Below are 22,457 nucleotides of genomic sequence, written 5' to 3'. Positions count from 1 at the left end.
ATATCACGGTGGCGCAGAGGACCGGCAAGGCTAGAACCGGCAAGGTACCCAACGCCAAAAGGCGCCTCCGCCTGGGCCTTGGCATGATGCTGACGCTCCTGCTGGTGGTGGGCGGGAAACTCTTCCTGGTCCAGGGACTGGACGTTGGGGGAATGGCCGAAGCTGCGCTGAACAGCCGGATGAAGCGGACCGTCCTGCCTGCCGAAAGGGGGAGCATCCTGGACTCGCGCGGCACCGTGCTTGCCAACAGTGTGATCCGCTACAACGTGGTGGTTGACCAGCGGGTGAACACCAAGACGGAAACGTTCAAGCGCCTGGACACCGTGGACGGCAAAGAGAAGCTGGTGGACGTCAGCCGGGACCAGGGGCTCACCGAGCTCGCTGCCGCCCTGGGCATGGAGAAAGATGCCATCCAGGAGGCGGTCACTGGCGAACAGCCCTATTACATCGTGGCCAAGGATGTGAAGCCGGACATTGAGGACCGGATCTCCAAGCTGCAGATACCCGGCATCGTCACGGAAGGCGTCAGCAAGCGCGTCTATCCCAATGGCTCTGTGGCGGGTGGAATCATCGGGTTCCTGCAGGACGGCGGGACCGGCCAGGCGGGCATCGAACAGACCCAGGACGGACTGCTGAAGGGCGAGGACGGCGAACGCCTGTTCGAGATCGGCGCCGACGGCCTCCGCATCCCTGTGGGCGTGGATGAGCTGACTTCGCCACAGGACGGCAAGGACGTTAAGCTCACGCTCAACTCGGACCTGCAGTACTTCGCCCAGCAGGCCATCCAGAGCCAGTCGGACAAGCTGGGTGCCGAATGGGGTGTCATCATCGTGATGGACGCCAAGACCGGCGACCTGGTGGCGATGGCTGACACCAATTCCCCTGATCCCAATGACCCCGGCCGGGTGGCTGCCAAGGACCGCGGTGTCCGGGCCGTCACCGCTGCATACGAGCCCGGTTCCGTTGAAAAGGTGATGACGGCGGCCGCGCTTATCGAAGAAGGCAAGGCCAAGCCGCTCGATTCGTTCACCCTTGGACCCACCTACACCGTGGACGGACAGACCTTCAGTGACTCGTTTGCCCATGGCACCGAGGAGCGCACCCTCGCGGGCATCCTGGGCTACTCGATGAACACCGGCACCGTCATGGCCGGCCAGCGCCTCAGCAAGGAGCAGCGGTACGACTGGCTGAAGAAGTTTGGCATCGGCGAGGCTCCGGATGTCGGGCTGCCGGCCACCGCCTCTGGCATCCTCACCCCCTGGCAGCAGTGGGACGGGCGCCAGGAATACACGGTCCTGTTCGGCCAGGGCGTGTCCCAGTCCACGCTCCAGACAGTGCGCGCGTTCCAGTCCATTGCCAACAATGGCGTGATGCTGCAGCCCCGGCTCATCGACGCGTACATTTCCCCCGACGGTACCGAGGAAAAGGTGCCCGCAGCGCCGCCGCGGCAGATCGTGTCGGAGAACACGGCCCAGCAGGTCCAGGACATCCTTGAAAGTGCCGTGACCGAGGGCCAAATCAAGGATGCGGGCATCGACGGCTACCGGGTGGGCGCAAAGACGGGCACCTCCGAGTCACCGTGCGACGACGGCAAGTCCGGGTTCTGCGGCTACACCGCCTCCATGGTGGGCATGGCACCGATGGACGATCCGCGGTTTATTGTGGAGGTGGTACTCCAGCGGCCCAAGGGCAGCATCTACGGAATTACCAACGGGCCGGTCTTCCGGTCGGTCATGAGCCAGGCTCTGCGGACCTACAACGTCCAGCCGTCCACGGGCGAACCGGCCCGGCTGCCCCAGTTCGCCGAGTAGCATCCCGGCAGCAGCAGTCCGCACCAGCAGCACCACCGGTTCAACCATGCCGGGCACGATCCACTAGCACCATCGGAGATTCCTTGTCTGAGCTCAACCCGTCCGATAGCCGCGCCGTCCCGGAAGGACCATCCGGCCAGGGCCGCTTCCGCCCGTCAACTGTTGAAGCGGTCCGGCTGGCAACCATTTGCGACGCCATCGACGTCGCGGTTCCCGGCCCGGCGGCGGAGGTGGCAGTCACCGGAATTTCATTGAACTCACGCGCAGTGGAGAAGGGCGACCTATACGTAGCGCTCCCGGGCGCCACCCGCCACGGCGCCGACTTCGTTCCGCAGGCTATCGAAGCGGGAGCCGTCGCCGTTCTCACTGACGACGCCGGCGCCAGGCTGCTGGCTCTGTCCACGGACATTCCGGTACCGGTGATCATCGTGGACTCACCCCGCAACGTGGTGGGGCCGCTGTCCGCCTTGATCTATCGGAGCCAGCCGGGTGCCGGGCAGCCGCAGTTGTTTGGCGTGACGGGCACCAACGGGAAGACCACCACCACCTACTTCATCAACTCGCTGCTGCGCGCGCTGGGCAGGAAAACCGGGTTGATCGGCACCATTGAGATCCACGCCGGCGGTGACCCTATTCCCAGCCTGCTCACCACCCCCGAATCGACGGATGTCCATGCGTTGCTGGCCCTCATGCGGGAGAGGGGACTGGCAGCAGCGGCCATGGAGGTCTCGTCCCACGCCATTTCCTTCCAGCGGGTGGACGGGGTCCTGTTTGACGTTGCGGGCTTCACGAACCTGACCCAGGACCACCTGGACCTGCACCTCACCATGGACGACTACTTCAGCACCAAGGCGGAGCTTTTTACGCCTGCCCGGGCGCGTGCTGCGGTCGTCACGGTCGACGACGAGTGGGGCCGCCGTCTTGCGCGCGCCACAGAGGTGCCCGTCACCACCCTCGCCACCTCCGCCGGAGCCGTAGCCGACTGGACTGTCACGAAGACTGCCGCGCGCGGGCTCGGGACGGAGTTCACGCTGAGCGGCCCCGACGGCGCCCTGCTCACAGTGCACACGGGACTCCCCGGCAGCTTTAACGTTGCCAACGCAGCGCTGGCGGCAGTCATGGTCCTGACGGCAGGCGTGGACACCGGCACCCTGCAGGCAGCCCTGGACGAGTCCGACCCCTTCACCGTCGCGGTGCCCGGGCGCATGCAGCTGGTTTCCCAGGAGCCAGCCGCCATTGTGGATTTCGCCCACAATACCGATGCGCTGGCCCGGGCCCTGGAGGCGGTACGGTCCCCGCAGCCGGGGTCCAGCCTCATCGTCGTGTTCGGTGCCACCGGCCAGCGTGACCAGGGAAAACGCCCCGCAATGGGTGCCATTGCCGCCCGGCTCGCAGACACCGTCATCATCACCGATGACGACCCCCATGATGAAGACCCCGCTGCCATCCGCGCCGATGTCCTGGCCGGAGCCCGGGAGGCGAAAGAAAAGGATTCCCATTCCGCTGAGGTCCTGGAGGTCTTCCCCCGCGCCGAAGCCATCCGCCATGCCGTCGGGCTCGCCCGGCCGGAGGACACCATCCTCGTAGCCGGCCGGGGCCATGAAGTGTGGCAGGAGGTCAAAGGCGTCAACCTTGCCCTCGACGACAGGGTGGAGTTGCGCAGTGCCTTGACAGCCAGGGGATTCAACGTTCTCCAAGACGACCGGATAGAGTCCTAGACCGAGATGATTGCATTTACTGCGGCGGAGATCGCCGAAATCACTAACGGGCGCCTGGACGCCGATCCCGGGATCACGCCCCTTTCGGTGGTCACGGACTCACGCGAATCCACAGCCGGTTCGCTCTACGTCGCCAAGCCGGGTGAGCACGCGGACGGCCACGACTTCGTGGCAGCCGCCTTCGCAGCCGGCGCCACCCTTGCCCTGGTGGAGCGTCCGGTGTCCGCGCCGGACGGGACTCCTTATCCCTCGGTGCTGGTTCCGGATGCCGTGCTTGCCATGGGGGCACTGGCCGCAGAAGCTGTGCGCAGGATCCGTGCTGCGCGCGCCCGGGAAGGCAGCGAACTCACAGTCGTAGGCATCACCGGCTCTGCCGGAAAAACCACCACCAAGGACCTGCTCGCAGGAATCCTGGCCGGCCAGGGAAATACCGTGGCCCCACAAGGGTCCTACAACGGCGAGATCGGCGTTCCGCTTACCGTCTTCCGCGCCGGAACGGAAACGCGCTACCTGGTCATCGAGATGGGCGCCACGGGAATCGGGCACATCCGGTACCTCGCGGAAATGGTCAAACCCGATATCGGCGTAGTGCTCGCCGTGGGAACCGCCCACGCCGGGGAGTTCGGGGGAGTGGACAACATCGCTTTGGCCAAGGGGGAGCTTGTCGAAGCCCTTGCCCCGGCAGGCACCGCCGTGGTGAATCTCGACGACGAGCGGGTGGCTGCCATGCGCACGCGCACCGCGGCGTCGGTACTCGGCTTTTCCGCGGAAGGCCGCGGGGACGCAGCCGTCCAGGCACTCAACGCCGACACCAATGCCGGGGGCCATCCCGAATTCGACCTTCAACTGCCCGACGGCGAAACCGGCCTGCACGTCAGCAGCCGCCTCATCGGCGCGCACCATGTGGGCAACCTTCTGGCCGCCGCCGCCGCTGCCTGGGCTGCCGGCGTGCCGGGACAGGACATCGCGAACTCCCTCAGCAGCCAGACTGCCGCCAGCCGGTGGCGCATGGAGCGCACCGAGCGGGCAGACGGCGTGACCATCATCAACGACGCCTACAACGCCAACCCTGAGTCCATGCGCGCCGCCCTGCGGACGCTGGCGGACCTTGGCCGCGGCAGACGGACCTGGGCGGTGCTCGGGGCAATGCTCGAACTCGGTGGGGATTCCATCCGGGAACACACAGCCGTGGGCACCCAGGTGGTCCGGCTCAACATCTCCCGCCTGCTGGTGGTTGGCCGGGAAGCCCGGGCGCTGTACGTGTCAGCTGTTCAGGAGGGCTCCTGGGGCGATGAATGCCTTTTCGCGGAAACAGTGGAAGAGGCGTACGAACTGCTGGATTCCGAACTCCAGCCCGGCGACCTGGTCCTGTTCAAGTCCTCGAACAGCGTAGGACTTCGCCATTTGGGCGATTGGATAGCATTACCCCGACAAACCCCGCAACCCGCCGATGAAAGGAGCACTCTGCTGTGATTGCACTTTTGATCGGCGCCGGACTGGCACTCTTATTCGCCCTGGTGGGGACACCGCTCTTTATCCGGCTGCTCGTCCGCCGCGGCTACGGCCAGTTCATCCGGGACGATGGCCCCACCTCGCACCACACCAAACGCGGCACACCCACCATGGGCGGGACGGTGGTGGTGGCCGCGGTACTGCTGAGCTACGGCCTCACCCACCTGATCATGCTGATGGTGAACCCGGATTCTTCAGGCCCCTCCGCTTCCGCCCTCATCCTGCTGTTCCTGATGGTCGGAATGGGGCTGGTGGGGTTCCTGGACGACTTCATCAAGATTTCCCGGCAGCGCAGTCTCGGCCTCAATGCCAAGGCAAAACTGATCCTGCAGGCAGCGGTAGGCATCATCTTCGCGGTGCTTGCCCTGAACTTTCCCAACGGCGCCGGCGTCACGCCGGCCTCCACCAAGATTTCGCTGGTCCGTGACCTGCCCTGGCTGGACCTTGCCTTCGGCGGAACGGTCCTCGGAGCCATCCTGTTCGTGGTCTGGTCCAACCTGATTGTGACTGCAGCGACCAACGGCGTAAACCTGACCGATGGCCTCGACGGGCTCGCCGCAGGTGCCTCCGTGATGGTCTTCGGCGCCTATACGCTGATGGGTATCTGGCAGAGCAACCAGGCGTGCGGCTCACCTCGCGAAGCCGGCAGCGGCTGCTATTCGGTCCGGGATCCGCTCGACCTGGCGCTGCTGGCAGCCATCATGAGCGCCGCGCTGGTGGGCTTTCTGTGGTGGAACACCTCTCCGGCCAAGATCTTCATGGGTGATACCGGTTCGCTGGCCATCGGCGGCGCCATCGCCGGGTTCGCCATCCTGTCCCGGACCGAACTGCTGCTGGGCATCATCGGTGGCCTGTTCGTTCTGATCACCCTTTCCGTCATCATCCAGGTGGGCTACTTCAAGGCCACCGGAGGCAAGCGCGTGTTCAAGATGGCACCGCTGCAGCACCACTTCGAACTGCAGGGCTGGGCTGAAGTGACAGTGGTGGTCCGGTTCTGGATCCTGGGCGGGCTCTTCGTCGCCGTGGGTCTTGGCATCTTCTACGCTGAATGGGTTGTGCTGCTGTGACTGTTTCCTCCCGACTCGAGAACCTCACCAGCTGGGACTCCGACTGGGCGGGGTTGCGGGTCGCCGTCACCGGCATTGGTGTCTCCGGATTCGCGGCGGCCGATACCCTCATCGAACTCGGTGCCCGCGTGGTGGTGGTTGACGCGGCAACCAGCGCCACGGCCAAGGCCCACGCGGAAACGCTTAGGATCGTCGGTGCAGCCGACGTCCTGCTCGGAGAGGACGCCGTAACCCGCATCCCCCGGATCGACGGCGAACTTCCCGAACTCATCGTGACCTCACCAGGGTGGCGCCCCGACCAGGCCCTGCTGGCAGCAGCCGCGAGGGCGCACATCCCGGTGTGGGGCGACGTCGAACTCGCCTGGCGCGTACGCGTCCGGGAAGGCCGCAAGACGGCGGACTGGCTCGCCATCACGGGAACGAACGGAAAGACCACCACTGTTGGCCTCACCGAATCCATGCTTCGGGCAGCCGGCCTGAAGGCCATCGCCGTCGGCAACGTCGGCACGCCCATCCTGGATGCCATCCGCGATCCTGTTGAGTACGACGTCTTCGCCGTCGAACTCTCGAGTTTCCAGCTCCACTGGGCGGAGTCACTCTCGCCCGTGGCCAGCGTCTGCCTGAACGTCGCCGAGGACCACGTCGACTGGCACGGCTCCTACGATTCCTACCTTGCCGACAAGGCGAAGGTCTACGAGCAGACGCAAAAGGCGTGCATCTACAATGCCGAGCAAATTGAAACCGAGCGCATGGTGGAGAACGCCGATGTGGTGGAGGGCTGCCGCGCCGTCGGTTTCACCACCGTTACCCCGGCCATCAGCATGCTCGGCGTGGTGGAGGGACTGCTCGTGGACCGGGCGTTCATCGCCGAACGCAAGGACAGCGCCGCGGAGCTCGCGTCAATGAGCGACCTGGGAGCCTTTGCGCCGCGCCACATGGTGGCCAACGCCCTGGCCGCCGCAGGGCTGGTCCGTGCGTACGGGGTCGAGCCCAAGGCCGTGCGGCAGGGCATTAAGGACTACGTCCCGGGTGACCATCGCATCCAGCCGGTGGCGCGCCGCAACGGCGTGTTGTGGGTCAACGATTCCAAAGCCACGAACCCCCATGCCGCGGCCGCCTCGCTCGCTACGTTCAGCAACGTCATCTGGATCGCCGGGGGCCTCTCCAAGGGAGTGACCTACGACGACCTGGTCCGGGAGCACGTCCAGCGGCTCAAAGCCGTGGTCCTCATTGGAAGTGACACCTCGGCGCTCACCGAGGCCCTCCAGCGACACGCGCCGGATGTCCCTGTGATCCTCCCGCAGGCGGGTGAAACTGAAGAGGTGCAGACTGCCGCATTGGCTGGTGCCGTCCAAACCGGTACTTCCGTGCCCGGGGAGACGGTGATGGCCAGGGCCGTGGCGTCAGCAGCGCAGCTCGCCGAATCCGGCGACACTGTGCTGATGGCTCCGGCAGCTGCTTCCATGGATCAGTTCTCTTCCTATGCTCACCGTGGTGACACTTTCATCGAAGCTGTCCTCGAGCTGGTGGAAGGGCAGGCCCAGACCGGCGAGGAGTAACAATGGTCAGCACGCCAACGCGCCCGCAGCCAGCAAAACAGCAGCCAACTAAGCAGCAGGCGGGCAAGCTGCGCCCCGGCTCCTCGGTAACAGCCGGTGCGCGCCAATCACCGGCGGCCGCCCGACTCCGGACCATCTACCGCAGGTTCTGGTCCGCCCTGGAAGGGACCGGGACCTCCCGGAACGGCTCCACGTACTACCTCATCCTGGGCTCCACCCTGGCCCTGACGGCCATCGGCATCATGATGGTGCTCTCGGCCTCCAGTGTTGAATCCATCGCTGCCGGAAAATCGCCCTACGGTGACGCGCTGAAGCAAGGCATGTTTGCCGCCATCGGCATCTTCACCATGTTTGTGCTGTCCCGGATCAACGTCACCTGGCTCAAGCGGCTCGCCTGGCCGGCGATCGGCGCGGCGGTGGTCCTGCTTGCCCTGGTCCAGGTGATCGGCGACGAGGTCAACGGCAACAAGAACTGGATTGACCTCGGCGGCATCACCTTCCAGCCGTCGGAAGCATCAAAACTTGCCCTTGCGCTCTGGATGGCCACGGTCCTGGCCATGAAGGGAAAGCTGCTCAGCCGGGCAATGCATGTGTTCGTCCCGGCCGTTCCCATGGCGGTCATCATCATTGGGCTGGTCCTCGTGGGCAACGACCTCGGTACCGCCATGATCATCATGATGATTGCCGCAGCAGCCCTCTTCTTCGCCGGGGTGCCGCTGTATTTCTTTGGCATTGCGGGACTGCTCGGCGTCGCTTTGGCCGGCGTGATGGCCGTGACGAGTTCGAACCGCATGTGCCGCATCACGTCCTGGTGGACCGGTGAGTCCTGCGCCAACGGCATCGATGCCAACTACCAGGCCACCAACGGCCTCTACGGCCTGGCCTCCGGCGGCTGGTTCGGAGTGGGCCTGGGGCAAAGCCGGCAGAAATACAGCTGGATCCCCGAAGCCCACAACGACTTCATCTTCGCCATCATAGGCGAGGAACTCGGGCTGGTGGGCACCGTCGTCGTCCTTATCCTTTTTGCCATCCTCGGTGCAGCCATCTACCGGGTCGTGGTGGCGCAGGAAGGGCTGTTCCACCGCGTGCTCGCGGGCACCATCATGGTGTGGCTGCTCGGCCAGGCAACGGTGAACATGTCAGTGGTGACCGGGCTGATGCCCGTCATCGGCGTGCCGTTGCCCTTCATTTCCTATGGCGGGTCCGCCCTGCTGATGTCCCTCTGCGCCATCGGCGTGGTGCTTTCCCTGGCCCGCGAGCAGATGGCCCCGGCGATCCGGCCCAAACGGATGCTGAAGTTCAAGGCGAAGCAGGCCCCCGCCACCACGCCCAAAAAGAAGACTGCAAGAAAGCGTGCCTAGCCCCACATGACGTCCCAAAATCCCTCCATTGTCCTGGCGGGCGGCGGAACCGCCGGCCACATCAGCCCTCTCCTGGCCATCGCAGCCGCCGTCCGCACGGCAGCTCCCGGCGCGGCCATCCTCGCGGTGGGAACACCGGCAGGAATGGAAATCCGCCTGGTTCCCGCCGCCGGAGTTGAGCTGGCGACGATCGACCGCGTGCCCTTCCCGCGGAAACCCTCAGCGGATCTCCTTCGCCTCCCCGGGCGCCTCGGCGGCGCCGTGCGGCAGGCAGGCGCCATCCTGGACAAAGCCGGCGCAGACGTCCTGGTCGGCGTCGGCGGTTACGTCTGCACGCCCATGTACCTCGCCGCACGGAAACGCGGTATTCCGATCGTGATCCATGAGGCCAACATCCGTCCCGGACTCGCGAACAGAGTGGGCGCCCTCTTCACGAAGCGTGTGGCGGTAGCCTTCGACACCACGCCACTGAAGGGTGCCCTGCACGTAGGCATGCCCATGCGCACGGAAATTTCCCACCTTGACCGGACTGCTGCCCGTACCGCTGCCCGGGAGGCACTGGGACTGGATGCAGCCAAGCCCACCTTGATCGTCACGGGCGGTTCGTCCGGTGCGCAGAGCATCAACCGGACCATCGCCGCAGCACTCGGGCAACTCGCCGACGCCGGGATCCAGACACTGCACATCACCGGCCGGGGCAAGTCCGTCCTTGACGACGGCGGCAGGCCGCTGGCCGCCGAGGGCTACCGGCAGGTGGAATATATCGACGGCATGGAGCTGGCCTACGCTGCGGCTGACGTGCTGCTGGCCCGCTCCGGTGCCGCGACGGTATGCGAGATTGCCGCCGTCGGCGTGCCCGCCGTCCTGGTTCCCCTGCCCATCGGCAACGGGGAACAGGCACTCAACGCGGCAGGACTGGTGGCCGCCGGCGGAGCCGTGCTTGTTGCCGACCGTGACTTCACATCCGATTGGGTGGGCAACGAACTCATTCCGCTCGTCACCGACCAGTCCCGTCTCGCCACCATGGCCGCCAATTCCTACCGGCTTGGCATCCGAAACGCCGACCAGCGCATGGCTGGCCTTGTCCTGGAAGCGGTATACGCATGAATCCCGTCAGCATTCCCGGCCTTGCATCCCTGGGCAAGGTCCACTTCGTCGGCGTCGGCGGCGTGGGCATGTCCGCGGTCGCCCGCATCATGGTGGCCCGCGGAGTTCCGGTCAGCGGGTCGGACGCCAAGGACCTTCCCGTCATGGCTGACCTCGCCGCTGCCGGTGCGCGCATCTCAGTTGGATACGACGCAGCCAACCTGGCAGACGCGCAGACCGTAGTGGCAGGTTCGGCCATCAGGGCGGACAACCCGGAGGTGATGGCAGCAAGGGAAACAGGCGTGCCCGTGCTTCACCGCTCCGAGGCCCTGGCCGCAACCATGGGGGAGGACGCGGTAGTGACGGTGGCCGGGACACACGGCAAGTCCACTACTACCTCCATGGTTACTGTCCTGTTGCATGGTGCCGGCCTGGACCCGTCCTTTGCCATCGGCGCCAATGTTCCGGCCCTTGGCGTTAACGCCGCTTCGGGAACGTCAGGCATTTTTGTGGCCGAGGCGGACGAATCGGACGGGTCCTTCCTCAACTACCGGCCCAGGATCGCCGTGGTGACGAACGTGGAGCCGGACCACCTGGACTACTACGGCACAGCGGAGGCAGTTTACGAATCCTTCGACCGCTTCACCGCCCTGCTGCCGGCCGACGGCGTGCTGATCGCCTGCGCCGACGATGCCGGGGCCCTGGCCCTCGCCGAGAGGACACGCGCCCGGGGCAATACCCGCGTTGTCCTCTACGGCACAGGTGCCGAGGCAGAGCTGGTGCTGCACGACGGCGGACCCGGAGACGTTGCGGTGTCCATACCGGCCGGCCGCTTCAAGCTTGACCTTCAGGTGCCCGGCCGGCACAACGCCCTGAACGCCGCGGCAGCCTTTGCCGTCGCCCTTGAACTGGGGGTCGAGCCCGCAGCGGCTGCCGGTGCCCTGGCACACTTCTCGGGGGCATCCCGGCGCTTCGAGCTGAAGGGCCAGGCACGGGGCGTACGTGTCTTCGATGATTATGCCCACCATCCCACCGAAGTCCGGGCAGCCCTTGCGGCGGCCCGTTCCGTGGCAGGCAGTCACAAGGTGCATGTCCTGTTCCAGCCGCACCTGTTCTCACGGACCAGGGAATTCGCCCGGGAGTTCGCCGAGGCGCTCAACCTTGCCGACACTGCCTGGGTGCTGGATATCTACCCTGCCCGTGAGGATCCGATCCCCGGCGTCACGAGCCAGCTCATCGCCGACCACCTGGACGACGGCGGGCGGCTGGTCCGGGCCGCGGAGGCCGTGGCTGCCCTCGCCGCCGCCGCCGGTGACGGGGACATCGTCCTCACGGCGGGCGCCGGTGACGTGACGGCTTACGGGCCGCAGATCGTAGAGGCCCTGAATGCCTAGCTCCCGCCGCCCCACGTATGCTTCCACCGGCAGGCGCCCTGCAGGTGGAAGCACTACCGGCCGAACCCCGAGCTCCGGCACCATGAACCGGGATGCGGGCAGCGGCCCTGACGTCATTTCGGCCTCGCGGCCGGTGTCCGAGCAGGCTGTGCAGCCTCCTGCGAAGCCACCGCAGGAGGCGCCGAAAACCATGTTCGGGGGCCGGAAAAACGAAAAACCCGCTGAATCCCCGCCGGCATCCAGAGGTTCGGCCGGAAATGTTCTGGCGTTTCCCGAACCCAAGGGCAAGCGGCGGAAGCGGAATGTCCTGGTCGTGACCGCCACGCTGTTTGCGGTCGTGGCCGGACTGTTGGCCGCGGCGGTCTTTTCACCGGTCCTTGCCGTGGACACCATCTCGGTTTCCGGTACCCGCCTGCTGACGCCGGCCCAGGTGGAGACGGCACTGGAACCCCTGCATGGGAAGCCCCTGCCGCAGATCACGGACGAGGAGGTGGGCCGCCTCCTTGAACCGCTGGTCCAGGTCAAGTCCGTATCCGCCGAGGCGCGCCCGCCGTCGGGCCTCGCGGTAGAGGTTCGCGAACGCGTCCCCGTAGCCCTGGTCAAGCAGGGGGAGCAGTACCAGCTGGTTGATGTCGAGGGCGTGCAGCTGGCAGCTACCGCCGATGCGGCGTCGGTGTCCCTGCCGGTGATTGACGGCGGTGCCGGCACCATCGGCAAGGAGCTTTTCCGCGCCACCGCGGAAGTCCTGGGCGCCCTTCCGGCAGATGTGCTCGCCAAGCTGTCCAACGCGTCCGCACAGTCGGTGGATGCTGTGGAGCTCAAGCTTGTGGACGGCCAGACCATCATCTGGGGCAACGCGGGTGAGAAGGAACTCAAGGCCAAAGTGCTGGCCGCCCTCCTCAAGGTCCCGGCGGATCCCAAAAATCCCGTTAAGGTGTACGACGTGAGTGTGCCCCGGCACCCGGTGACCCGTTGAGACGCTTTCTTTCCGCTATTAATCCGACACGCGGAGCCGGTTATTGAATGTGTGAACCAGAGGAAATACCGTCACAGACATGAGTTACTTGACATAACTATAACCTTCAACTCGAAGGTTAAGGTTGCAGGCACTAAGCTCTTCATCAGATTTAGCAATAAGACACGAACAAGGGACACGTAACGTGGCAGCTCCGCAGAATTACTTGGCCGTCATCAAAGTCGTCGGCATCGGCGGCGGTGGCGTGAACGCAGTCAACCGCATGATCGAGGTCGGCCTCCGAGGTGTTGAATTCATCGCCATCAACACTGACGCCCAGGCCCTGCTGATGAGCGACGCCGACGTCAAGCTGGACGTGGGGCGCGAGCTGACCCGCGGCCTTGGGGCAGGCGCGAACCCCGAGGTGGGCAAGCAGGCGGCCGAGGACCACGCGGACGAGATTGAGGAAGTGCTCCGCGGGGCGGACATGGTCTTCGTCACCGCCGGCGAAGGCGGTGGAACGGGCACCGGCGGCGCTCCCGTCGTCGCACGCATTGCGCGGTCCCTAGGTGCCCTGACCATCGGCGTCGTGACCCGCCCGTTCACCTTCGAAGGCCGCCGCCGCGCCGGTTCCGCCGAGGCCGGCATTGACGCACTGCGCGACGAAGTGGACACCCTGATCGTCATTCCGAACGATCGCCTCCTGTCCATCAGCGACCGCAACGTCTCAGTCCTGGACGCTTTCCGCTCCGCTGACCAGGTGCTGCTCTCCGGTGTCCAGGGCATCACTGACCTCATCACCACTCCGGGCCTGATCAACCTTGACTTCGCGGACGTCAAGTCCGTGATGCAGGGCGCCGGTTCCGCCCTCATGGGCATCGGTTCTGCCCGGGGAGAGGACCGCGCCGTCAAGGCCGCCGAGCTTGCCATCGCCTCGCCGCTGCTGGAAGCCTCCATCGACGGTGCACACGGTGTGCTGCTGTCCATCCAGGGTGGTTCCGACCTCGGCCTGTTCGAGATCAACGAGGCCGCACGCCTCGTCCAGGAAGTGGCGCACCCGGAAGCGAACATCATCTTCGGTGCCGTTATCGACGACGCCCTCGGCGACGAAGCCCGCGTAACGGTCATCGCGGCCGGGTTCGACGACGTCAAGGCCACCTCACCGTCCATGGACCAGTCCCAGCCCCAGGTTGCTCCGCAGCGGCCGGCAGCCGTTGCCCCGGCACCCGCCCAGGCGCCGTCCGCCGGCAACCACTCGATGAACGTCCAGCCGGTGCACGCAGGCGTCGGCGCAGCGGGCCTCAGTAACTGGGGGCAGCAGCGCCCCTCGGCAGTGCCCGCCGACTCGGGTTTCGACGTCGACCTCCCCTCCGTGGTGGAGCCGGACCTCACCGGCAGCCACTCGGATGACCTGGATGTCCCCGACTTCCTGAAGTAGGCCCCGGCCTTGTTCCACTGGCGTGCCGAAGTCCGGCCTGGCGTGTCTGTCGCCTTCACTGACGCTGCCGCCGGAAACCTGGCGCTGCACGTGGGTGACGATCCCGCCGAGGTGGGCCGGCGCCGCGGGGACCTGGAGCGGACCATCGGCGTCGCCCCGCACCGGCTGCGGTTCATGAACCAGGTCCACGGCACCACCGTGGCCGTCATGACCCCGGAAAGCCCCGCACCCGAGGCTGACGCCATGGTTTCCCAGGGCCTTCCGCTGGCCGTTATGGTAGCCGACTGCATTCCAGTGCTGCTGGCAGGGGAGTCCCCGGAAGGGCCGGTCCTGGCAGCTGTCCACGCAGGCCGGCCCGGCCTGGCCAACGGCGTCATTCCAGCGGCGGTAGCGGGCATGGAATCACTGGGCGCCGCAGGCATCCGCGCCTGGCTGGGACCATCCATTTGCGGGAAGTGTTACGAGGTTCCGGCCGCGCTGCAGGATGAGGTTGCTGCCGCCGTGCCGGCAGCCCGGAGCGTCACCTCGTGGGGCACTCCGGCGCTGGATCTGCCGGCCGGTGCCACGAGCCAGCTGGGCCGCTTGGGAGTCAGCGTGGAGTACTGCGGACCCTGCACGCTTGAGACGGACTCCCTCTTCTCCTACCGGCGGGACAAAAACACCGGACGCTTCGCAGGTGTGGTGTGGTGCCATGACTGACGCCGGAGCAGCCGGAGACGCGCGCTCCGAAGAGCTGAAAGGCCGACTCGATGCGGTACGGGGCCGCATCAGTGCGGCGTCGCGAACGGCAGGCAGGGAGGGAAACCTGCCCACCTTGATCGTGGTCACAAAGTTCCATCCGGCAGAAGACATCAGGCGGCTCGCCGCCCTGGGTATTACCGACGTCGGCGAAAACCGGGACCAGGAAGCGGCCGCCAAAGCCGAACAATTGGCAGAGTGCGGACTTGCCTGGCACTTCGTGGGGCAGCTGCAAACCAAAAAGGCCAAGTCAGTGCTCCGGTATGTGGCTGCCGTTCATTCGGTTGACCGGCCGCAACTGGTGGACGCCCTCGCCAAGGCGGCCATGGCGGAGCGTGACGCAACGGGACGGGCGCCCCTGGAGTGCTTCATCCAGGTCAGCCTGGAGGACGACGCCGGAACGCACCGGGGCGGTGCCGCCCCTGGTGAGGTCGGGATGCTTGCCGAACGGATAGCGGCAGCCGGGAGCCTCAATCTTGCGGGGGTGATGGCAGTGGCCCCTCTGGGCGCCCCGCCGGAACCTGCTTTCGAAAAACTTGCTGCAGTGTCTGCCGGCCTGGTCGCGGAGCACCCCGGTGCGACCGCAATCTCGGCAGGCATGAGCCAGGACCTGGAAGCTGCCATCCTGTTCGGGGCGACACACCTGCGAATCGGTTCCGATATTCTCGGATCGCGTCTTGCCGTGGGGTAGCGTCGGTGCTATTGGAAGTGATGGGCGGGGGACTCCAGTGCTGTCAAGTTATTGGGCGGCCCGCTTAACGGACACGATTAGGAGTCGACCATGGCCGGCGCTCTGCGCAAGACAATGATCTATCTTGGGCTCGCCGACGGCGATGAACACTACGAGTCCGAGCAACAGACCACACGTAAGGATGAGGACGAACCGATGGAAGCTGACCGCGAGGAGCGCCGTGCGCCTGCACCCGTCCGCGAGGTCAGCCGTGAAACGTCCTACACCCCCGAAGAGGAATACCGCGCCCCAGTGACCCCCATCAAGCGCGCGGCATCGAGCCGCGAGGAGACCAGCGGTCTCCGCCAGATCACTACCATCCACCCGCGCTCCTATAACGATGCCAAGCTGATCGGCGAAAGCTTTCGTGATGGAATCCCTGTCATTATGAACGTGACCGATATGGGCGAGGCGGATGCGAAGCGCCTGGTCGATTTCTCTGCCGGCCTTGTTTTTGGGCTTCGGGGGAGCATCGAGCGGGTGACCAACAAAGTGTTCCTGCTCTCGCCGTCCTACGTCGAGGTCATCGGTGACGACAAAAAAGTCAGTGAGACCCAGGCCAGCTTCTTCAACCAAAGCTGACTGAATAACCTGACAGATGCCAGGCAGGGACACACCTGCCTGGCATCTGTGCTGAAATAGACGAGAAGCATCGGCTGGAGCCGCGGTAACCACTATGGACATGGAGATATGAATTAAGTCATGGGAATTGTTTTCGGGCTTGTCTATCTCGCGCTTTTGCTCTTCTTTGTGGCACTGATCATCCGTCTGGTTTTCGACTGGGTCCAGATGTTCGCCAGGGAGTGGCGTCCCCGGGGAGCGGCCCTGGTGGTGGCACACGCCGTCTACTCGATCACGGACCCGCCGCTTAACGGACTGCGCCGGCTGATCCCGCCACTGCGCCTGGGCGGGATTTCGCTGGACCTGGGATTCCTGGTCCTGTTCATTGCCGTCAGTATTGCCATGGGGATCACCAGAAGCCTCGCCTGATTTATCCGCTAGACCAGCAGCGCACGGATGGAACCCGCCGGGAACCAACCCTTGCAATGTGAAGAAAACTCACGTTTGACACCGCAGTGTTGAATTAGAGGAACCAGACCAACTTTAGGTACCGTAGTTTTGACGGCCGGAAGGCCTACTGACTAACCAGACCAGTGAGGTGACCAGATGGCTTTGACGCCAGAAGACGTTGTCAACAAGCGCTTTCAGCCGACCAAGTTCCGCGAAGGCTACGACCAGGATGAAGTTGATGACTTCCTGGACGAAATCGTTGTTGAACTCCGCCGCCTGAACCAGGAAAACGACGAACTTCGCAAGAAGCTCTCCGAAGCCGGGTCCAGCGTTCCGGCCAGCGCCGCGGCCGCACCCGTGGTGGAGAAGGTCACCGCGCCCGTCAAGTCCGACAAGGATGAAGCACGCGAGAAGGCAGAGGCCGAAGCCAAGGCTGCCGAAGAGCGCAAGAAGAAGGACGTCCAGCCGGCCGCTCCGGCTGCTGCCGCCCCCGTTGCCGCCGCTCCGGCTGCCACCACTGCCTCAGCCGAATCCGCAGCCGGCCTGCTCGCCATGGCCCAGCAGATGCACGACCGCCACGTCGCAGACGGACAGGCACAGAAGGACAAGATCATCGCAGAGGCGCAGATCGAAGCCAGCAGCCTCGTCAACGATGCGCAGGAGAAGTCCCGCAAGATCCTCGGAGCCCTTGAGCAGCAGCGTTCCGTGCTGGAGCGCAAGGTAGAGCAGCTCCGCGGTTTCGAGCGCGACTACCGTTCACGCCTGAAGGCCTACATCGAGGGTCAGCTCCGCGACCTCGATGCCCGCGGTTCAGTGGCAACGCCGGAAGTCAGCGAAGCCAACTAATCCGGCAAGCACGTATTCTGAAAGCCGGTGGCTGAGGATTCCTCGGTCACCGGCTTTTGGCATTGACACAGGTCTTACGAATGAAAGCACCATGACTGACGAACTCGCTGCCGGCCCGGCACGCCCCGTACCGCCTTCGCCCCGCCCCCGGAGGGCCGTGCTGTTGTCCCTCTTTGCGGGGTTCGCAGTTTTTGCCTACGTTTTCGACCAGCTGACGAAAATGTGGGTCACGTCCGCGATGGTTGAAGGGGAGCGGATTCCGGTATTCCCGCCCCTGCTGCACTGGTACTTCATCCGAAACTCCGGGGCGGCGTTTTCCATCGGGGAAAACGTCACGTGGGTGTTCTCCATCATCATGGCCGCCGTTGCCGTGGCCATCCTGTTCCAGGTGCGCAAACTGGGCTCCAAGTGGTGGTCCCTGGCCCTCGGCCTGCTGCTGGGCGGTGCGCTGGGCAACCTCACCGACCGGCTTTTTCGGGAACCGTCCTTCGGGATGGGGCACGTCGTGGATTTCATCCAACTGCCCAATTTTGCGATCTTCAACATCGCCGACTCAGCTGTTGTGTCCGCCGTCGCGATCATCTGCATCCTGACGCTGCGCGGAATCGCCCTGGACGGAACCCGGCTGACCCATGAGCGCAAGGAGAAGTCCAGCGATGCCTGAACGCGTGGTCGTCGCGGAAGAATTCGCGGGGTCCCGCGCGGACGCGGGCCTCGCCGGGCTGCTGGGAATCTCCCGTTCCCTCGCGGCCACCCTGATCGCTGAAGGCAATGTCCTCAGCAGAGGCAAAGCACTGGGCAAGTCAGCCAAGCTCGTGGCCGGAGACGTCCTCCAGGTGAGCCTGCCGGAACGGCGTGACCCCCTGGAAGTCGTGGAGGAAGTTGTGGAAGGCCTGAAGATCCTGCTCGACGACGACGATTTCGTCGTCGTCGATAAACCCGTGGGTGTCGCTGCCCATCCTTCCCCTGGCTGGGTGGGTCCGACCGTAGTGGGTGGCCTCGCCGGGGCGGGCTACCGCATTTCCACCTCCGGCTCGTCTGAGCGCGCCGGCATTGTCCACCGGCTCGACGTCGGGACGTCAGGGGCAATGGTAGTGGCGAAGTCCGAACGCGCCTACACCGCCCTGAAGCGGGCTTTCAAGGAACGAACGGTGGACAAGGTTTACCATGCAGTGGTCCAGGGCCTGCCTGATCCGCTGGTGGGCACCATTGATGCGCCGATCGGCCGGCACCCGGGACATGACTGGCGGTTCGCGGTCATTGAGGACGGGCGGCCGTCTGTAACCCACTATGAAGTGGTGGAAGCCTTCGGCAAAGCGAGCCTTGTGGAGGTGCATCTCGAAACGGGACGGACCCACCAGATCCGGGTGCATTTCTCGGCACTGCGCCATCCCTGTGCCGGTGACCTGACGTATGGGGCCGATCCCCGCCTGGCCGCCACCCTCGGCCTGACGCGGCAGTGGCTGCACGCCCGCGAGCTCGGCTTTGAACACCCGGTAACGGGCGAGCCGGTACGTGTAGTGAGTGACTACCCGCAGGACCTAGCGTTTGCGCTCGAAGTGCTGGAGTCCGGGCAGGCCTAGCCAATCTCCGGCCGGCCCAGCGCATAGAATAGTGCGGTGACTTCCAGCAACGACTCGTTTGTCCATCTCCACAACCACACCGAGTATTCAATGCTGGACGGTGCTGCACGGCTCGGTGAGCTGTTCGACGAAACCGAACGGCTGGGCATGCCCGCCATCGCCACTACCGACCACGGCTATCTCTTCGGCGCCTTCGACTTCTGGAAGAAGGCCACCGACAAGGGGATCAAACCGATCATCGGCGTTGAGGCCTACGTAACTCCGGGCACTGCCCGCGGTGACAAAAGCAGGGTGCGCTGGGGCGAGGAGCACCAGCGTAAGGACGATATCTCCGGCGGTGGCTCATACACCCATATGACGCTGCTCAGCTACAACAATGCAGGCATGCGGAACCTGTTCCGGGCGTCGTCCATCGCCTCCCTGGATGCGGTCTTCGGAAAGTGGCCGCGGCTGGACCGGGAACTGCTGAACACGTACTCCGAGGGACTTATCGCCACGACCGGCTGCCCCTCAGGGGAGATCCAGACACGCCTGCGGCTGGGCCAATACCGCGAGGCGCTTGAGGCAGCCTCCGAATTCCGCGACATCTTCGGTGCCGAAAACTATTTCTGTGAACTGATGGACCACGGGCTGGACATCGAACGGCGCGTTACGGGGGACCTGCTCCGGCTCGCCAAGGAACTGAACCTTCCCCTCGTCGCCACCAATGACCTTCACTACACGCATGAGCACGACGCCAAGGCCCACGAGGCGCTGCTGGCCATCCAGTCCGGTTCCACCCTCCTGGAACCCACGTACGACAACGGCGGCTCCCGCTTCGCCTTCTCCGGCAGCGGCTACTACCTGAAGTCTCCGCAGGAGATGCGGGAGCTCTTCCGGGACCACCCCGATGCCTGTGACAACACCCTCCTGATCGCCGAGCGGTGCGAGGTTTCCTTCAACACCGGCGCCAACTACATGCCCCGGTTCCCGTGCCCGCCCGGCGAGGACGAAACCTCTTGGCTGGTTAAGGAAGTAGCCAAGGGACTCGAATACCGGTACCCGGCCGGCGTTCCGGACGAGGTGCGGGCGCAGGCCGACTACGAGCTGGGCGTGATCACCTCCATGGGGTTCCCCGGCTACTTCCTGGTGGTGGCGGACTTCATCAACTGGGCCAAGAACAACGGCATCCGGGTAGGTCCCGGCCGTGGTTCCGGCGCCGGGTCCATGGTGGCCTACGCCATGCGCATCACGGACCTGGACCCGCTGCGCCACGGCCTCATCTTCGAGCGGTTCCTGAACCCCGACCGCGTCTCCATGCCCGACTTCGACGTCGACTTCGATGACCGGCGCCGCCCGGAAGTCATCGACTACGTGACCCGCAAGTACGGTGACGAGCGCGTTGCCATGATCGTCACCTACGGCACGATCAAGACCAAGCAGGCGCTGAAGGACTCCTCGCGCGTGCTGGGATATCCGTTCAGCATGGGGGAGCAGCTGACCAAGGCCCTGCCCCCCGCCGTGATGGCCAAGGACATCCCGCTGGCGGATATCCAGAACCCGGAGGCCAAACGCTACGGCGAAGCCGGTGACTTCCGCCAGCTGATCAGCACTGATCAGGAAGCCGCCAAGGTATTCGAGACCGCGCTGGGCATTGAAGGGCTGAAGCGCCAGTGGGGCGTGCACGCCGCCGGCGTGATCATGTCCTCGGACCCGATCATCGACGTCATCCCCATCATGCGCCGGATCCAGGACGGCCAGGTGATCACGCAGTTCGATTACCCCACCTGCGAGGGCCTTGGGCTGATCAAGATGGACTTCCTGGGGCTGCGGAACCTCACGATCATTTCCGACGCCCTGGAAAACATCAAAATGAACCGCGGCATGGATCTGGACCTGGAGTCCCTGGAACTCGACGACGCTCCGTCCTACGAGCTGTTGGCCCGCGGCGACACCCTGGGCGTGTTCCAGCTCGACGGCGGGCCGATGCGGTCCCTGTTGAAGCTGATGAAGCCTGACAACTTCGAAGACATCTCGGCCGTCCTCGCCCTGTACCGGCCGGGTCCCATGGGCGCCAACGCGCACACGGATTACGCGTTGCGCAAGAACGGGATCCAGGAAGTCATCCCGATCCACCCGGAGCTGGAGGAACCGCTCTCGGAAATCCTCGGCGGAACCTACGGCCTGATCGTGTACCAGGAGCAGGTGATGGCGGTGGCCCAGAAGCTGGCCGGCTACTCGCTGGGCCAGGCGGACATCCTGCGCCGTGCCATGGGTAAAAAGAAGAAATCCGAGCTGGACAAGCAGTTCGCCGGCTTTTCCCAGGGCATGCAGGACAACGGCTACTCCATGGAGGCCGTGAAGACCCTGTGGGACATCCTGCTGCCGTTCTCGGACTATGCGTTCAACAAGGCACACTCCGCCGCGTACGGCGTGATCTCCTACTGGACCGCGTACCTCAAGGCCCACTATGCCCCGGAGTACATGGCCGCCCTGCTCACGTCAGTGGGCGACGACAAGGACAAGTCCGCCATCTACCTGAACGAGTGCCGGCGCATGGGCATCACCGTGCTGCCGCCGGACGTTAACGAGTCCGCGCTGAACTTCACGCCGGTGGGTAACGACATCCGTTTCGGTATGGGCGCCATCCGCAACGTGGGCGTCAACGTGGTGGAAGCCATGGTGGCCGCCCGTGAAAGCGAGGGCGCGTTCACGTCCTTCAAGGATTACCTGATGAAGGTGCCGGCAGTGGTCTGCAACAAACGCACCATTGAATCGCTGATCAAGTCCGGCGCCTTCGATTCGCTGGGGCATCACCGCCGTGCACTGGCCATGATCCATGAGGAGGCCATCGATTCGGTTATCACGCTCAAGCGGAACGAAGCGATTGGCCAGTTCGACCTTTTCGCCGGCTTTGAGGAAGCCGAGTCAGAGTCGTCGCTCAGCATCGATATCCCTGACCTCCCGGAGTGGGAAAAGAAGGACAAACTTTCCTTCGAACGGGACATGCTGGGGCTGTACGTCTCGGACCACCCGCTCCAGGGCCTTGAAGGGGTGCTGAGCCAGCATGCCGAAATGACCATCACGTCCGTCGTGGGCGAGGACGGGCCGCAGGACGGTGCCATCATCACCATCGCCGGCATGATCACGTCGCTGAGCCGGCGTATCGCGAAGGCCAGCGGCAACGCCTACGCCAGGGCGGAGGTGGAGGACCTCGGCGGTTCAATGGAAGTGATGTTCTTCGGCCAGGTTTACGGACCCATTGCCTCTGTGCTTGCCGAAGACCTGATCGTGGTGGTCAAGGGACGCCTGCAGAAGCGTGACGACGGCGCGATCACGCTCAACTGCATGGAACTGTCCGTGCCGGACCTGAGCGAAGGGCTGAACGGGCCCCTGGTGATCACTATGCCTACCCACAAGGCCACGGAGGCCGTGGTGACCGAGCTGGGCGATGTGCTCCGGACACACCGCGGAAACTCGGAAGTCCGCCTGCATCTGCAGGGCGACACCCGGACCGAAATCATGGGACTGCCCGTCCACCTCCGCGTGAACCCAAGCCCGTCGCTCTTTGGCGACCTGAAGGTACTCCTGGGCCCAGCCTGCCTGGACGCCTGAGGGGCCTCGGGGAGGGGCAGCAACCAGCAGCCGACGGCGGGACTGAGTCACGCC

General features: G+C 64.9%; 18 protein-coding genes. All 18 read left to right on the top strand.

Features of this window, described 5'->3' with window-relative positions; all coding sequences use genetic code 11:
* The first annotated feature begins 8 nt into the window (after positions 1–8).
* The 18 genes from M1D32_RS11935 (at position 9) to dnaE (ending at position 22,403) form a co-directional block, all read left to right on the top strand.
* Positions 9–1,811 carry a peptidoglycan D,D-transpeptidase FtsI family protein gene (locus tag M1D32_RS11935; RefSeq protein ID WP_458778883.1) on the top strand — a complete coding sequence of 601 codons (1,803 nt, stop codon included), beginning with the start codon at positions 9–11 and terminating at the stop codon, positions 1,809–1,811.
* Positions 1,812–1,894: 83 nt separating this feature from the next.
* On the top strand, positions 1,895–3,529 hold the full coding sequence (locus M1D32_RS11930) for a UDP-N-acetylmuramoyl-L-alanyl-D-glutamate--2,6-diaminopimelate ligase (protein ID WP_458778882.1): 1,635 nt from the start codon (positions 1,895–1,897) through the stop codon (positions 3,527–3,529).
* A gap of 6 nt (positions 3,530–3,535) precedes the next feature.
* Positions 3,536–5,002: a UDP-N-acetylmuramoyl-tripeptide--D-alanyl-D-alanine ligase gene (locus tag M1D32_RS11925; protein ID WP_458778881.1), complete on the top strand. Its 1,467-nt coding sequence runs from the start codon at positions 3,536–3,538 to the stop codon at positions 5,000–5,002.
* Positions 4,999–6,108 carry a phospho-N-acetylmuramoyl-pentapeptide-transferase gene (mraY, locus tag M1D32_RS11920; RefSeq protein ID WP_458778880.1) on the top strand — a complete coding sequence of 370 codons (1,110 nt, stop codon included), beginning with the start codon at positions 4,999–5,001 and terminating at the stop codon, positions 6,106–6,108. Before M1D32_RS11925 ends, mraY begins: the two co-directional genes overlap by 4 nt.
* Positions 6,090–7,667 carry a UDP-N-acetylmuramoyl-L-alanine--D-glutamate ligase gene (gene murD / locus M1D32_RS11915; RefSeq protein WP_458778879.1) on the top strand — a complete coding sequence of 526 codons (1,578 nt, stop codon included), beginning with the start codon at positions 6,090–6,092 and terminating at the stop codon, positions 7,665–7,667. The genes mraY and murD overlap by 19 nt, the downstream gene beginning before the upstream one ends.
* A 2-nt stretch (positions 7,668–7,669) precedes the next feature.
* Positions 7,670–9,028: a putative lipid II flippase FtsW gene (gene ftsW, locus M1D32_RS11910; protein WP_458778878.1), complete on the top strand. Its 1,359-nt coding sequence runs from the start codon at positions 7,670–7,672 to the stop codon at positions 9,026–9,028.
* 6 nt (positions 9,029–9,034) lie between these two features.
* Positions 9,035–10,135, top strand: a complete 1,101-nt coding sequence (gene murG / locus M1D32_RS11905) for an undecaprenyldiphospho-muramoylpentapeptide beta-N-acetylglucosaminyltransferase (protein ID WP_458778877.1) — start codon at positions 9,035–9,037, stop codon at positions 10,133–10,135.
* Positions 10,132–11,508 carry a UDP-N-acetylmuramate--L-alanine ligase gene (gene murC / locus M1D32_RS11900; protein ID WP_458778876.1) on the top strand — a complete coding sequence of 459 codons (1,377 nt, stop codon included), beginning with the start codon at positions 10,132–10,134 and terminating at the stop codon, positions 11,506–11,508. The genes murG and murC overlap by 4 nt, the downstream gene beginning before the upstream one ends.
* On the top strand, positions 11,501–12,484 hold the full coding sequence (locus tag M1D32_RS11895; protein WP_458778875.1) for a cell division protein FtsQ/DivIB: 984 nt from the start codon (positions 11,501–11,503) through the stop codon (positions 12,482–12,484). The genes murC and M1D32_RS11895 overlap by 8 nt, the downstream gene beginning before the upstream one ends.
* Positions 12,485–12,668: 184 nt before the next feature.
* Entirely contained in the window at positions 12,669–13,901 is a 1,233-nt protein-coding gene (gene ftsZ, locus M1D32_RS11890; protein ID WP_430228449.1) for a cell division protein FtsZ, read from the top strand.
* Positions 13,902–13,910: 9 nt separating this feature from the next.
* Positions 13,911–14,600, top strand: a complete 690-nt coding sequence (locus M1D32_RS11885; RefSeq protein ID WP_458778874.1) for a polyphenol oxidase family protein — start codon at positions 13,911–13,913, stop codon at positions 14,598–14,600.
* Positions 14,593–15,330, top strand: coding sequence for a YggS family pyridoxal phosphate-dependent enzyme (locus tag M1D32_RS11880; RefSeq protein WP_458778873.1), 738 nt, complete (start codon positions 14,593–14,595; stop codon positions 15,328–15,330). Before M1D32_RS11885 ends, M1D32_RS11880 begins: the two co-directional genes overlap by 8 nt.
* 90 nt (positions 15,331–15,420) lie before the next feature.
* Complete coding sequence (locus tag M1D32_RS11875; RefSeq protein ID WP_458778872.1) at positions 15,421–15,951, top strand: cell division protein SepF; 531 nt, start codon at positions 15,421–15,423, stop codon at positions 15,949–15,951.
* 120 nt (positions 15,952–16,071) lie between these two features.
* Entirely contained in the window at positions 16,072–16,359 is a 288-nt protein-coding gene (locus tag M1D32_RS11870) for a YggT family protein (RefSeq protein ID WP_458778871.1), read from the top strand.
* Between the two features lie 177 nt (positions 16,360–16,536).
* Positions 16,537–17,226, top strand: coding sequence for a DivIVA domain-containing protein (locus M1D32_RS11865; RefSeq protein WP_458778870.1), 690 nt, complete (start codon positions 16,537–16,539; stop codon positions 17,224–17,226).
* Positions 17,227–17,317: 91 nt separating this feature from the next.
* Positions 17,318–17,890: a signal peptidase II gene (gene lspA, locus M1D32_RS11860; RefSeq protein WP_458778869.1), complete on the top strand. Its 573-nt coding sequence runs from the start codon at positions 17,318–17,320 to the stop codon at positions 17,888–17,890.
* The gene (locus M1D32_RS11855; protein ID WP_458778868.1) at positions 17,883–18,809 is read left to right on the top strand and encodes an RluA family pseudouridine synthase; all 927 of its coding nucleotides are present in this window, start codon (positions 17,883–17,885) and stop codon (positions 18,807–18,809) included. Before lspA ends, M1D32_RS11855 begins: the two co-directional genes overlap by 8 nt.
* A gap of 36 nt (positions 18,810–18,845) precedes the next feature.
* Positions 18,846–22,403 (top strand): DNA polymerase III subunit alpha, encoded by a 3,558-nt coding sequence (dnaE, locus tag M1D32_RS11850; protein ID WP_458778867.1) that lies wholly within the window; start codon positions 18,846–18,848, stop codon positions 22,401–22,403.
* Positions 22,404–22,457 lie beyond the last annotated feature (54 nt).

This window comes from Arthrobacter sp. D3-16 (assembly GCF_054408515.1).
This window is presented reverse-complemented; position numbering and strand designations above follow the sequence as displayed.